12 protein-coding genes are annotated in these 12,540 nt (G+C 73.7%); 7 read left to right on the forward strand and 5 right to left on the reverse strand.

The window, feature by feature from the left end; genetic code table 11:
- The first annotated feature begins 118 nt into the window (after window positions 1–118).
- A complete protein-coding gene (locus tag ACFYZS_RS20980) occupies window positions 119–850 on the forward strand; it encodes a hypothetical protein (protein ID WP_389014514.1) in 732 nt (243 codons plus the stop codon).
- A 33-nt stretch (window positions 851–883) separates the two neighbouring features.
- On the opposite strand, the gene ACFYZS_RS20985 is transcribed toward ACFYZS_RS20980, so the two are convergent.
- Together ACFYZS_RS20985 and ACFYZS_RS20990 are read right to left on the reverse strand one after the other, a co-directional pair.
- Window positions 884–2,005, reverse strand: a complete 1,122-nt coding sequence (locus ACFYZS_RS20985; RefSeq protein ID WP_389014517.1) for a sensor histidine kinase — start codon at window positions 2,003–2,005, stop codon at window positions 884–886.
- Window positions 1,992–2,825: a response regulator transcription factor gene (locus ACFYZS_RS20990; protein ID WP_389014519.1), complete on the reverse strand. Its 834-nt coding sequence runs from the start codon at window positions 2,823–2,825 to the stop codon at window positions 1,992–1,994. The genes ACFYZS_RS20985 and ACFYZS_RS20990 overlap by 14 nt, the downstream gene beginning before the upstream one ends.
- Window positions 2,826–2,948: 123 nt before the next feature.
- On the opposite strand from ACFYZS_RS20990, the gene ACFYZS_RS20995 reads away from it, so the two are divergent.
- The 3 genes from ACFYZS_RS20995 to ACFYZS_RS21005 are packed head-to-tail and all read left to right on the forward strand — an operon-like array spanning window position 2,949 to window position 5,034.
- The gene (locus tag ACFYZS_RS20995; protein ID WP_389014523.1) at window positions 2,949–3,674 is read left to right on the forward strand and encodes a glycosyltransferase family 2 protein; all 726 of its coding nucleotides are present in this window, start codon (window positions 2,949–2,951) and stop codon (window positions 3,672–3,674) included.
- Entirely contained in the window at window positions 3,671–4,354 is a 684-nt protein-coding gene (locus ACFYZS_RS21000) for a DUF2064 domain-containing protein (protein ID WP_389014526.1), read from the forward strand. The genes ACFYZS_RS20995 and ACFYZS_RS21000 overlap by 4 nt, the downstream gene beginning before the upstream one ends.
- The gene (locus tag ACFYZS_RS21005; RefSeq protein WP_389014528.1) at window positions 4,336–5,034 is read left to right on the forward strand and encodes a methyltransferase domain-containing protein; all 699 of its coding nucleotides are present in this window, start codon (window positions 4,336–4,338) and stop codon (window positions 5,032–5,034) included. The genes ACFYZS_RS21000 and ACFYZS_RS21005 overlap by 19 nt, the downstream gene beginning before the upstream one ends.
- Before the next feature lie 72 nt (window positions 5,035–5,106).
- Here the strand turns inward: ACFYZS_RS21005 and ACFYZS_RS21010 are convergent, their stop codons facing one another.
- Window positions 5,107–5,511, reverse strand: coding sequence for a hypothetical protein (locus ACFYZS_RS21010; RefSeq protein ID WP_389014531.1), 405 nt, complete (start codon window positions 5,509–5,511; stop codon window positions 5,107–5,109).
- Entirely contained in the window at window positions 5,511–6,659 is a 1,149-nt protein-coding gene (locus ACFYZS_RS21015; RefSeq protein WP_389014534.1) for a molybdopterin-dependent oxidoreductase, read from the reverse strand. The genes ACFYZS_RS21010 and ACFYZS_RS21015 overlap by 1 nt, the downstream gene beginning before the upstream one ends.
- A 112-nt stretch (window positions 6,660–6,771) precedes the next feature.
- Here ACFYZS_RS21015 and ACFYZS_RS21020 point away from each other — a divergent pair, with 112 nt between their 5' ends.
- The gene (locus ACFYZS_RS21020) at window positions 6,772–8,184 is read left to right on the forward strand and encodes a glycosyltransferase family 87 protein (RefSeq protein WP_389014537.1); all 1,413 of its coding nucleotides are present in this window, start codon (window positions 6,772–6,774) and stop codon (window positions 8,182–8,184) included.
- A gap of 15 nt (window positions 8,185–8,199) precedes the next feature.
- On the opposite strand, the gene ACFYZS_RS21025 is transcribed toward ACFYZS_RS21020, so the two are convergent.
- Window positions 8,200–8,598: a nuclear transport factor 2 family protein gene (locus ACFYZS_RS21025; protein WP_389014540.1), complete on the reverse strand. Its 399-nt coding sequence runs from the start codon at window positions 8,596–8,598 to the stop codon at window positions 8,200–8,202.
- Window positions 8,599–8,765: 167 nt separating this feature from the next.
- Between ACFYZS_RS21025 and ACFYZS_RS21030 the strand changes: the two genes are divergently transcribed.
- Both ACFYZS_RS21030 and ACFYZS_RS21035 read left to right on the forward strand, forming a co-directional pair.
- Window positions 8,766–11,075, forward strand: coding sequence for a family 20 glycosylhydrolase (locus ACFYZS_RS21030; protein ID WP_389014543.1), 2,310 nt, complete (start codon window positions 8,766–8,768; stop codon window positions 11,073–11,075).
- Window positions 11,076–11,227: 152 nt separating this feature from the next.
- The gene (locus tag ACFYZS_RS21035; protein WP_389014546.1) at window positions 11,228–12,463 is read left to right on the forward strand and encodes a cytochrome P450; all 1,236 of its coding nucleotides are present in this window, start codon (window positions 11,228–11,230) and stop codon (window positions 12,461–12,463) included.
- The last annotated feature ends 77 nt before the right edge of the window (window positions 12,464–12,540 follow it).

Raw genomic sequence — 12,540 nt, forward strand, 5'->3', positions numbered from 1 at the left:
GGACTTTGCGGACACCCCCTAGGCCGGGTGTCCCTCGGCCGCCGCGGCGCCCTCGCCCCTGCCCGATATCCTGGTGTGGTCCGACATCGGGGGCTTTCCTCTCAGGAAGGGCAGCACGATGAATCGGCAGACCAACCGGTACCGGGGTCTCATCCTTCTCGTGGCCCCGCTGCTCGCCTCCTCCGTCGCCCTCACCCCCGCCTTCGCGGCCCAGGGCCGTACGGCGGGGTCGGGAGCCGCCCGGACGCCCATGGCTCCCTCCTGCGAGCTGACCGCGGGCGGGGGCGGCCAGTCGGGCGACAAGGGGAACACACGCTACGACCTGCACCTCAGCGGGTTCCCCGCGAACCAGTCGGTCCACGTCCAGGGCAAGTCGTCCTTCCGGGGCACGGTGGACGGATCGGGCTCACTGGACCGCCGGGGAGTCCGCTACGGCACGTACGGCGTCGGATACCGCGACGCCGGGTCGAAGCAGGGCAAGCACGTCGACTGCAGCACGCCGCCCCGGGAGAAGCCGGGCGGCGGCAAGGGGAACGTGCAGGTCACCAAGGTCGAGGTGAAGGCCCTGACCAAGTCGGGGACGGTCGTCGACTGCAGCACACCGCCCAAGTTCGAGTTCGACGGCAAGATCACGGGCAGCGGGAACGGGAAGGTCCGCTACTACTGGACCTACAACTCCAGCGCCGACCCGATCGCCTCGGGCTCGGCCGAGTTCACGCCGGGCATCGAGAGCGTGTCCCTCTTCAAGGCGGTCAACGGATCGGTACTGGCGAACACCGACACGGTGACGGTGTTCCTCACCCTGCACGTGCCGGATTCCAACCTGACCGGGGGCAGAGCGAGAACGTGACGTTGACCTGCGCGAAGCAGCCGTGACCTGTTTCTACGCGGGCGCCGGGAGGGTGAGTTCGAAGCGGCAGCCCCCGGTGACGTTGCGGACGTCCGCGTGCCCGTCGTGCGCTTCGACGATGCCCCGCACGATCGCAAGGCCCAGGCCCGCGCCCCCCGGAGGGGTGCGGGCCTGGGTCCCGCGCCAGCCGGTGTCGAACACGCGCGACAGGTCCTCCTCGGGGATGCCTCCGCAGGCATCGGTGACGGACAGCACCACCGCCCCTTCGCGGGCTTCGGCGGCGATCGCGACCGTGCCGTCGGCCGGGGTGTGGCGGATGGCGTTGACCAGCAGGTTCGACAGGACGCGGGTCATTTCCTTGCCGTCCACCTCCACCGGCAGCGAGGCGATCCCGTCGCCGACCAGACGTACGCCGTGCTCGCGTGCGAGGGCGTCGGTGCCGGCCAGCGCGTCGCCCACCAGGTCGTAGAGGTTCAACCGGGTGGGGCTGAGGCTGAGGGCGCCCGCGTGGATGCGGGAGAGCTCGAAGAGGTCGCCGACCATGGAGTTGAGGCGGTCGACCTCGGTGCGCATCTGCCGGTGGTAGCGGGCGGGGTCGGCGGCCATGCCGTCCTCCAGCGCCTCCGACATGGCGCGCAGACCGGCCAGCGGGGTGCGCAGATCGTGCGAGATCCAGGCGACGAGCTCGCGCCGTGAGGTTTCCAGGGCCCGCTCGCGCTCCCGGGACTCCGCCAGGCGTTCGCTGGTCACGGCCAGTTCGCGGCTGAGCGCGGCGAGTTCGGCGGGGGCCGGCACGGGGGGCGTGGTGAAGGTGCCCTCCTCGCCGAAGACGCGCGCGGCGTCGACGAGTTCACGGCAGCGCCGGACGACCTGCCGCCCCAGCAGCAGGGCGGTGCCCAGCGAGACGGCGGCGGCCACCGCGACGACCACCGTCACCACGGTCAGGTCGTGGGAGGAGAGGAACATCGCCCAGGCCACCGCGAGCGTCCCCGCGAGCATCGCGGACACGGCGACGGCGGTCACGACGGCGAGCGAGACGGCCACGCTGCGCCTGCGCAGTATCCGCAGGGCGAGGGCGCCGAGCGCTCCGGCGCCGCCCGCGCCGAGGAGCGCGTACAGGGCGATCAGCAGCAGGTCCTGATCACGCATGGTCATGGCCGTCCGCCGTTCTCGGGGCCGCGGCGGGTACCGCCGGGGTCGGGTGGGTGTCGAAGCGGTATCCGGCGCCCCAGACGGTCTGGATCAGCCGCGGGTTCGCCGCGTCGTCCTCGATCTTGCCGCGGAGCCGGCGGACGTGGACGGTGACGGTGGACAGGTCACCGAAGTCCCAGCCCCAGACCTCGCGCATGAGCCGCTCCCGGTCGCAGACCTGACCGGGGTGCCGCAGGAAGAAGGCCAGGAGGTCGAACTCCCGCAGGGTGAGGGCGAGTTCCTGGCCATCCTTGTTCACACGGCGCGCCGCCGGGTCCAGGCTCAGGCCGGCCGCGGTGAGCAGGGGGCCCGCGGCCGGTGCGGCGGGGACGGCCCGGCGCAGGACCGACTGCACGCGCAGGACGAGCTCCCGCGGGCTGAAGGGCTTGGTCACGTAGTCGTCCGCGCCGACCTCCAGGCCCAGGATCCGGTCGTCTTCGTCGCCGCGCGCGGTGAGCATGATGACCGGGACGGGCGGGGCGGCGCCCTGACCGCCGTGCAGGCCGGCGGCGCGTTCGCGCGCCCGCAGCCGGCGGCAGACCTCCAGCCCGTCCATGCCCGGCAGCATGAGGTCGAGGACCACCAGGTCCGGGCGCTGCTCCTCGGCGGCGCGCAGGGCGGCCGGTCCATCGGCGGCCAGGCGCACGGTGAAACCGGCGCGGTCGAGGTATCCGGCCACGACCTCCGAAACGGTCGGGTCGTCGTCCACGACCAGGATGTTGCCGCCGCCGGCGAGGTCCGGCGTTCGCGCGCCGTCCGTGCTGTGCGTATTGCTGACTGCCATGGCCACAGCCTGACATCCACCCCGCTCCGCGTGCACGGCGCCCTCCCCGGATCGGGCACGGCGTCCGCGTTTCGTAAGGAGTGAAAGCCCCTTTCGTCCGCACCCGCTTCCTACGGTGTGGACGTGACTGAATCTGCTTGTGTGCCGCCCCGGGCGGACCTCGTACTGCCGTGCCTCGACGAGGCGGAGGCGCTGCCCTGGGTGCTGGCGCGGGTGCCGGCCGGCTGGCGGGCCATCGTCGTCGACAACGGCTCCACCGACGGCTCCGCCGACATCGCCCGCGACCTGGGCGCGACCGTGGTGCGCGAACCCGTACGCGGCTTCGGCGCGGCCTGCCACGCCGGGTTGCTCGCCGCGCGCGCCGAACTCGTCTGCTTCTGCGACTGCGACGCCTCGCTGGACCCCGGGCTGCTCGCCCCCATGGCGGCGCGGGTCGAGGCCGGCGAGGCCGACCTGCTGCTCGGCCGGCGCCGCCCGCAGGGACGCGGCGCATGGCCGGCCCACGCCCGCGCCGGGAACCTCGCGCTGGCCCGGCTGCTCCGGCGCCGTACGGGGCTGCGGCTGCACGACCTCGGACCGATGCGGGTCGCGCGCCGCGAGGCGCTCCTGGACCTGGACCTGACCGACCGGCGCAGCGGCTACCCGCTCCAGATGGTCGTACGGGCCGCCGACGCGGGCTGGCGGGTGGCCGAGACGGACGTCCCCTACCTGCCGCGCGCCGGCAAGTCGAAGGTCACCGGCACATGGCGGGGCACCTGGCACGCGGTGCGGGACATGCGGCGGGTGCTGGCCGAGACGCCCGCCGCCCGGCCGGTCCCGGCCGGCGGCGCCGGCGGGGTCGGCGCATGAGCGCCCACGCGGGCGAACACGCCCAGGACGGCCACGACAGCCAGGGCGGGGGCGGGGGTGAGGGCACGCTGATCGTCATCGCCAAGGCCCCGGTCCCGGGCCGGGTCAAGACGCGGCTGACCCCGCACTTCACCCCCCAGCAGGCTGCCGCCCTGGCCCGCGCCGCGCTGCAGGACACGCTGGACGCGGTCCTCGCCACGCCCGCCCGCCGTCGCGTCCTGTACCTGGACGGTGCGCCGAAGCACTGGCTGCCCGACGGCATCGAGGTGGTCCCGCAGTGTGCGGGCGGGCTCGACGTCCGGCTGGCCGCGGCCTTCGGCCTGTACGAGGGTCCCGCGCTGCTGGTCGGCATGGACACCCCGCAGGTCACCCCGGAGCTGCTCGCCCGGGGCCTCGACTTCGCGGGTACGGACGCCTGGTTCGGACCCGCCCTGGACGGCGGCTTCTGGGCCCTCGGGCTCGCCGAGCCGGACCCCGCGCTGCTGCTGGGCGTGCCCATGTCCGCCTCGCACACCGGGACGGTGCAGCGCCGGCGGCTGACCGCGTCGGGGCGCGCCGTGCGCGACCTCGCGGCGCTGCGCGACGTGGACACGCCGGACGACGCCGGGCTGGTCGCCGCCTCGGCGCCCGGGACCCGGTTCGCCGCCCTGCACGCCGAGCTGTGCGCGGCCGTACGGTGACCGCGCAGCTGACGGCGCGGCCGACCGGGCAGCCGGCGGAGCCCGCCGCCCGGGCCTGGCGCGCCGATCCGTACTCCGACGCCCTGCGCACCGGCCGGGGCCCGCTCTTCCTGCGCCGCAGCGACGGCTGGCTGCTGCCGCTGGAGGTGGAGCGCTGGTGTGCCGAAGCCGACGCGGCCGACGCCACCGTCCTGGCCCGCTGTGAGGGCCCGGTGCTGGACATAGGCTGCGGACCGGGCCGCCTCGTCGCAGCCCTGGCCCGCCTCGGGCGGCCCGCGCTGGGCGTGGACGTGACCCCGGAGGCGGTGGCCCTGACGGTGCGCACCGGCGGCAGCGCCCTGTGCCGGTCGGTGTTCGACCCGCTGCCCAGCGAGGGCCGCTGGGGCACGGTCCTGCTCATCGACGGCAACATCGGCATCGGCGGCGATCCGGGTGCGCTGCTGCGCCGGGCCGCCCGGCTCGCGGCCCCCGGCGGCGCCCTGCTCGTCGAGGTGGCCACCGTGGACGTGGACGAGCGGGTCGAGGTGCGCGTCGAGGACGGGAGCGGCGGGCGCGGGGAACCCTTCCCCTGGGCCCGGCTCGGCACCCGCGCGCTCCGTGCGCAGGCGCAGGACGCGGGCTGGACGCGGGCGGTGACCTGGAGCGCCGCGGGCCGCGCCTTCGTTCAGCTGCGGCGTTGAGTCCGGGCAGGACATGGGGAAAGCGGCTGACGCGCTCTCGCGTCAGCCGCCTTCTTTCGTGTACGGGGCCGCTCAGGTCCGCCGGCGCGCCCCGCCCAGCGCCGCGCGCGCCGCGAGGTACAGGCCCGTCGCGAGGGCGATGGCCGCCATCGTCAGCAGCCAGTTGCGCAGGTAGTCCAGCGGCACCACCGTCGGGTTGGCCGCCCCGCCCGGGCGCAGGAGCGGCGGGAGGGCGATCGCGGTCAGGGAGCCCGCGACGATCAGCGCGGCGCGCGGGACCCCGCGCAGGCGCAGGCCGAAGGCGCCGGTGAGCGCGGCGATCGCGATGACGAGCGGTGCGATCAGCCCGTCGTGCACCACGACCGCACCCGCGAGCCACAGCGCGATCCGCCAGGGCGAGGGCTGCTCGACGAGCAGGGCGCCGCCCAGGCCCATCAGGACCAGGCCGAGACCCGCCACCACGTACCGGTACCTCATCACGCCACCTCCAGTCGGCCGACCCACTTGGTCTGGAGCACGCCGGGCCGGTTCGGGGCGATGATCCGCGCCGGGTAGCCGTGGTCCGGGGAGAGTTCCTCTCCGCCCAGGCGCAGCGCGAGCAGGGTGAGCGGGTCCTGGGCGTACTCGCGGCCCAACTCCGTCACCCGGTACGCGCCGACCGGCTCCAACGACTCCACGCGGGCTCGGGCGTCCGGGCCGCCGCCCGCGCGTTCCAGCAGGTCGCGTACGCGGACCCCGGTCCAGCGGGCGTTCTTGCTCCAGCCCTCGACGCAGGCGATGGGCAGTGTCACCTCGTGCTGCGGCATCGTGCGCAGCTCGTCGAGGGTGAGGGTGTACGGGCGCGGGCCGTCGACGGTCAGCCGCCAGTCCCGCAGGGCGGCCGCGGTGATCCCGGCCGCCTTCGCCGTACGGTTCACGGGGAGTCCTTGCGGGCCGACGGCGGGATCGCGCGGGGCGAACAGGTCGAGCTTCCCGAGCGCGGTCACGGACTGCCCGGCGGTCGTCAGCGTCACCGCCCCCACCGCCGCGGCGACGCCCACCAGCAGCGCGCGCCGGTCCGGGCCGTCGGCCTCGGGCAGCGCGAGCGTGCCCGGGGAGCGGCGGGTCCAATGACTCTGGATCTCCGGCCACTTCACGGCGAGGTGCACCATGAGCGCTCCGATCAGCAGCCAGGACAGGGCGAAGTGCACGGGTACGAAGGAGAACGGCCAGGGGTACCACTGGAAGGTGTTGAGCAGCCCGGTGAACAGCTCGAACACGCCGGCGGCCACCAGCACCGCCACGGAGGCCCGTTCGAGCGCGTGGCGCACCGACCGCAGCGGCGGCCATTCGAACAGCCGGGGGTAGACCGCCCACAGCTTCGCGAACAGCAGCGGGATCGCCGCGATGCCGGAGATCACGTGGAGTCCCTGGGTGAACCGGTAGCCCCAGTACGGGCGGCTGGGCAGCCGGTCGGCGAGCCAGTGCGGCGGGTGCTGGAGGTAGTGGCTGAGCACACCGGTCGCGAAGCAGACGGCGAAGGCGAGCCCGAGCCAGCGGCCGACGGCGGTCGCGGTACGGGCGTCGTGCAACCGCGCCTTGAAGCTGACGGGCGGGTCGGCGGGGAGACGGATGGGGAAGCGCATGGACCCATGACACCCCCGAGAGGCCGCTCGGAGGCGGTTCGGACACCTTACGAAACACGGACATGGGCGGCGCGGGACCCCGTTGCGCGCCGTTCCCTGGAACGCTGCGGCTGTGAACCTGCGTACCGCCCTCGGCCCCTGCCTCCTGTCCGCCCTCGGTCTCTCCGCCCTCGCCGCCGTCCTCGTGTGGACCGTCCGCTACGACGGCAATTTCACCGACCCCGCCGGGCTGTCCTGGCGGTACGCGGCCTGCTGGGCGCTGTTCGCGGTCGCGCTGCTCGCGCTGCGCCGGGTCCCGGCCCGCGCGGTGGTGCCGCTGGTGCTGGCGGGGGCCTTCGCGGTGACGGCGACTGGGCTGGTGTCACCGCCCCGGACCAGCACCGATTCCTACCGCTACGCCTGGGACGGCCGCGTGCAGTCCGCCGGGATCTCCCCGTACGACCACGCCCCGCAGGACCCGGCGCTGGAGGGGCTCCGCGATCCGTGGCTCTTCCCCACGGGCGCCGCCGCCTGCACCGGCCCGGACCGAGCCCGGATCCCGTACGCCGGGGACACGGCGCACTGCACCCGGATCAACAGGCCGGCCGTGCACACCATCTACCCGCCGGTCGCCGAGGTGTACTTCCTGGCCGTCGACCGGCTGTCCCCGGAGGGCGCCCGGCACAAACCGCTCCAGATCGGCGCCGGGGTGCTGTCCCTCGGCGTGACCGGCGCCCTGCTGCTGATCCTGCGCCGCAGGGGCAACGACCCCCGCGGGGCCGCGTACTGGGCGTGGTGCCCCGCCGTGCCGATCGAGGCCGTGAACAACGCGCACGTCGACGTGCTGGGGGTGCTGCTGGCCGTGTCCGGTCTCGGGCTCGTGGCCGCGCGGGGCCTCGGGCGGCGGGCCTGCGGCGGGCTGGTCCTGGGCGCCGCCGTCGCCACGAAGCTGATGCCTGCGGTCGTCCTCCCGGGAGCCCTGTCGGGCGTGCGCCGGGTGCGCGACGCGCTCGCCGTACTGCTGCCGGCCGCCGCGTTCACGGGGCTCGCCTACCTTCCGTACGTCCTGCTCTCCCACGGCTCCGTCTTCGGCTACCTCGGCGGCTACGTGGAGGAGGAGGGGTACGAGGACCCCTCGGCCGGTTCCCGCTACGCACTGCTGCGGCTGGTGCTGCCGGGCGACTGGGCGGTGCCGGTGCTGCTGGCCGTGATGGCGGGCGTGTGCGGGTACGTGCTGTGGCGCGGGGATCCCCGACGGCCGTGGAGCGGTGCGCTGTTGGTGACGGGATGGGCGTTCATGCTGCTCACGCCGGGCTATTCGTGGTACGCACTGCTGCTCGTCGGGCTCGTGGCGCTGGACGGGCGCTGGGAGTGGCTGGGTATCGCGGTCGCGGGCCCCGCGGTCTACGTCACGGGCCAGGCGTTCGGCTCGCGCGGGGCCGTCGCCGCCACGGCGTACGGGGCGGCCGCGCTGCTGGTGCTCGTGGTCACGGCGGTGCGGTGGCACCGGCGGCGCGGCCGCGAGTCGGGCGGGGAGCCGTCTTAGGCGGCCCGCTCCGGCTCAGGGCTGGTCGTACCAGGAGAACGCGGCGATCCGCCAGCCGTCCGGGGTGCGGACGAACTGGATGGTCTTGGTCCCGCGGCCCTCGAACGGTTCGCCGTCCAGGATCCCGGACTTGCGGTACTCGCCGAACCGCGAAGCGATGTCGCCGGCGATGTCGGTCCGTTCGGAGGTCTCCCATTCCGAGAACCCGACCAGCCGGCCGTCGTTCAGCAGCCTCTGGCGGGGCTCGATGAACTCCTCGACCGTGTAGACCGCGAGCTCCGGCCCCGTCTTGACGATCACCCCGCCCGGCAGGACCAGCCGCCGGATCCGGGCCACGTCGGCGGCCTTGCCGCCCCTGTTGTCGAATGCTCCGAAGAACTCGGCGGTCAGCGCGTCTATTTCACCCTTGGACATGGCGCGAAGGTAACACGCGACACGTGTGACGGGTGGGTGCGCGATCCTGCTCGATGAGGCGGGGTTTCGAGCAGGTATTGACATGCACCCGGTGCTGCGCTGCACTTTGGCTGCACTTTGGCCGACCCCTGAACTCCCCCTTCCCTCCCATGACTTGGGGACTTGCCATGCGTCTGCTCAGATTGCTGATCGCCGCCGTCTGCGCGGTGGCCGCGCTGTCGTTGCCCGGTGTCGCCGTCGCCCGTCCCGCGCAGGCCGCCGCCGCGCCGCCGCAGACCGTACCGGCGCTGCGCCAGTGGACGGCCGCCGCCGGCTCCTACACCTTCACCGGCGCCGGCCGCATCGTCGTGGATCCCGCCGACGCCGCCCGGCTCTCCGACGAGGCCGCCACCTTCGCCGAGGACCTCGGCGCGCTCGCCGGCCGTCCCGTGGCCGTCGTCACCGGGAGCCCCTCCCCCGGCGACATCGCGCTCGGCCTCGGCGAGCCGGGGCTGCCCGCCGAGGGGTACCGGCTGACCGTCGGCGCGTCCGTCGCCATCCGGGCCGGGACCGACGCCGGCGCGTTCTACGGCACCCGCACCGTGCTCCAGCTCCTGCACCAGTCCGCCTCGGTGCCCGGCGGAACGGCGGTCGACTGGCCCGCCAAGGCGGAGCGCGGGCTCATGATCGACCAGGGCCGGAAGTTCTTCACCGTCGACTGGGTCAAGCAGCACATCAAGGAGCTGGCCTACCTCAAGCTCAACTACTTCCACTTCCACCTGTCGGACACCTTCGGGTTCCGGCTCGAGAGCTCCACCCACCCGGAGATCGTCTCCGCCGACCACTACTCCAAGCAGGACATCGCCGACCTCGTCGCGCTCGGGCAGAAGTACCACGTGACGATCGTTCCCGAGATCGACACCCCGGGGCACATGAACGCGGTCCTGGCCGCCCACCCCGAGCTGAAGCTCAAGAACAGCTCCGGGACGGCGAGTCCCGATTTCATCGACCTCTCGCTGCCGGCCTCGTACACCCTGATCAAGGACCTGGTGAACGAGTACCTGCCGCTGTTCCCGGCCCCGTACTGGCACATCGGCGCCGACGAATACGTCACCGACTACGCCAAGTACCCGCAGCTGCTCAGCTACGCCCGCGCCCACTACGGGGCGGGCGCCACCGCCAAGGACACCTACTACGGCTTCGTGAACTGGGCCGACGACCTGGTGCGGGCGGCCGGCAAGACCACCCGGATGTGGAACGACGGCATCAAGGCCGGGGACGGGACGCTCACGCCGCACCCCGGGATCCTCGTCGAGTACTGGTACACCTACGGGCTCACCCCGCAGCAGCTGGCCGCGGCCGGCCACACGGTGGCCAACGAGTCCTGGACCCCGACGTACTACGTGCTCGGGGGCGCCAAGCCCGACACCAAGTGGATGTACGAGACCTGGACCCCCGACCGCTTCGAGGGCGGGGCCACGCTCACCGACCCCTCGAAGAACCCCGGCTCGCTGCTGCACGTGTGGTGCGACAACCCCAACGCCGAGACGCAGGAGCAGATCGCCGCGGGCATCATGTACCCGCTGCGCGCCCTGGCCCAGCAGACCTGGGGCTCCCCCAAGCCTGCGGCCACGTACGCCGCCTTCACCCCGATCGCGGCCGCGGTCGGGCACAACCCTGCCTGGCCGGGCCTCGCCCAGCCCGGCAACCTCGCCCGCAACCGGCCGACCACCGCCTCCAGTACGGAGACCGCCGGCTTCCCGGCCGCCTCGGCCACCGACGGCGACCCCGGCACCCGCTGGTCCAGCGCGTACTCCGACCCGCAGTGGCTCCAGGTCGACCTGGGGTCCGGCCAGGCCGTGAGCCGCGTGGTGCTGCGCTGGGAGGCGGCGTACGGGAAGGCCTTCCAGATCCAGCTCTCCGACGACGCCGCGACCTGGCGCACCGTGTACTCCACGACGACGGGCGCCGGCGGGGTCCAGGAGCTCACCGGACTGTCCGGATCGGGCCGCTACATCCGGGTGTACGGGACCGCGCGCGGCACCGCGTACGGCTATTCGCTGTACGAGTTCGAGGTGTACGGCGGCGGCCTGAGCGGCACCCGTACGCTCACCGCGGCCGGCAAGGCCCTCGACGATCCGGGGAGTTCCGGCGCGTCCGGTACCCAGCTGATCACGTGGACACCGCACGGCGGCCCCAACCAGCAGTGGCAGCTCGCGCTCGACGCCGACGGCTCCTACTCCATGGTCAACGGTTCGTCGAGGCTCTGCGCGGACGTCTCGGGCGGCTCCACCGCGGCGGGTGCGGCCGTCGTCCAGGCCACCTGCACGGGCGGGGAGAGCCAGCGCTGGCTGGTCACCCCGCTCGGTGGGGGCGAGTACTCGGTGGCCAACAAGAAGAGCGCGCTCCTGCTGACCACCGCCTCCGGGGCGGACGGCGCCCCGGCCACGCAGCAGACGGGCTCCGGTTCGGTCTACCAGCGGTGGCAGATCGCCTGACCGGGCGCACGCCTCACGGACCCGCCTGAACTCACGGGTAACACCGTGGGTTCAGGCGGAACACCGTGCCCACCACACACGTTGTGCGGGAGATGACACACCCTTCCTACCGCCGCGACCACCTCTTAGACCCCCACGCAAAGGAGTCCCGCGTGAACCAGGCACCCGCCGCCCCGCTGGTCCTCGACCCCGCCGGCGCCGACCGGCACGCGGAGCACCGGCTGCTGCGTGCCCAAGGGCCCGCGGCCCGCGTCGACATACTCGGCGTGACGGCCTGGGCCGTCACCGACCCCGCCCTGCTCAAGGAGCTGCTCACCAGCCCGGACGTGTCCAAGGACGCCCGCGCGCACTGGCCGGAGTTCGAGCAGGCCGTCCAGACGTGGCCGCTCGCCCTGTGGGTCGCGGTCACCAACATGTTCACCGCGTACGGAGCCGACCACCGGCGGCTGCGGCGGATGGTGGCTCCCGCGTTCAGCGCCCGCCGGGTCGCCCTGCTCCGCGAAACCGTCGAGGACCTCGTCGCCGGCCTCGTCGACGAGCTCGCCGCGCTCCCGCCCGGCGAGGTCGCGGACCTGCGCGAACGGCTCGCCCACCCGCTGCCCATCGCGGTGATCGGGCACCTGATGGGCCTCCCCGAGGAGCAGCGCGCCGACTTCCGTACGGTGGTGGACGGGGTCTTCGACACGACCCTCACCCCCGAGGAGGCCGCCGCCAACACGGTCCGGGTCTACGAGGTCCTCGCCGAGCTCATCGCCGCCAAGCGCGCCCGGCCCGGTGACGACATGACCTCCCTGCTCATCGCCGCCCGCGACGAGGAGGGGGACGGCTCCGCGCTCTCGGACTCCGAGCTGAGCGACACCCTCATCCTGATGATCAGCGCCGGGTACGAGACGACGGTCAACGTCATCGACCAGGCGGTGACGGCCCTGCTCACGCACCCCGATCAGCTGGAGCACGTCCGTTCCGGGCGCAGCGGCTGGGGCGACGTCGTCGAGGAGACCCTGCGGCACGAGTCGGCCGTCAAGCACCTGCCGATGCGCTTCGCGCTGGCCGACATCCCGCTGTCCGACGGGCGGACCATCGCCAAGGGGGAGGCGATCCTCGCCTCGTACGCCGCCGCCAACCGGCACCCCGACTGGCACGGTCCGGACGCGGACACCTTCGACGTCACACGGGTCACGAAGGAGCATCTGGCCTTCGGGCACGGGGTCCACTTCTGTCTCGGCGCCCCGCTGGCCCGGCTGGAGGTCGCGGCCGCGCTCGAAGCGCTCTTCGACCGCTTCCCCGCGATGGAGCTGGCGGTGCCCGCCGAGGAGCTGCTGCCCGTCACCTCCCTCATCAGCAACGGCCACCGGTCGCTGCCCGTCCGGCTCGGCCCGCCGGCGTGACGGGCCGGCACGGGACCGGGTGACCGGCGCCTGACCCGGGTGGCCGACGGCCGACCCGGGTGGCCGACGGCTGACCG

The sequence above is a fragment of the Streptomyces sp. NPDC001903 genome (assembly GCF_042891345.1).
In the GTDB taxonomy this organism is placed as follows: Bacteria; Actinomycetota; Actinomycetes; order Streptomycetales; family Streptomycetaceae; genus Streptomyces.

Bases quoted from the DNA above. Each gene is read 5' to 3' on its own strand.
- ACFYZS_RS20985 (WP_389014517.1), bottom strand. From the start codon at position 2,005: ATGACCATGCGTGATCAGGACCTGCTGCTGATCGCCCTGTACGCGCTC.
- ACFYZS_RS20980 (WP_389014514.1), top strand. From the start codon at position 119: ATGAATCGGCAGACCAACCGGTACCGGGGTCTCATCCTTCTCGTGGCC.
- ACFYZS_RS21010 (WP_389014531.1), bottom strand. From the start codon at position 5,511: ATGAGGTACCGGTACGTGGTGGCGGGTCTCGGCCTGGTCCTGATGGGC.
- ACFYZS_RS21015 (WP_389014534.1), bottom strand. From the start codon at position 6,659: ATGCGCTTCCCCATCCGTCTCCCCGCCGACCCGCCCGTCAGCTTCAAG.
- ACFYZS_RS20990 (WP_389014519.1), bottom strand. From the start codon at position 2,825: ATGGCAGTCAGCAATACGCACAGCACGGACGGCGCGCGAACGCCGGAC.
- ACFYZS_RS21030 (WP_389014543.1), top strand. From the start codon at position 8,766: ATGCGTCTGCTCAGATTGCTGATCGCCGCCGTCTGCGCGGTGGCCGCG.
- ACFYZS_RS21025 (WP_389014540.1), bottom strand. From the start codon at position 8,598: ATGTCCAAGGGTGAAATAGACGCGCTGACCGCCGAGTTCTTCGGAGCA.
- ACFYZS_RS21000 (WP_389014526.1), top strand. From the start codon at position 3,671: ATGAGCGCCCACGCGGGCGAACACGCCCAGGACGGCCACGACAGCCAG.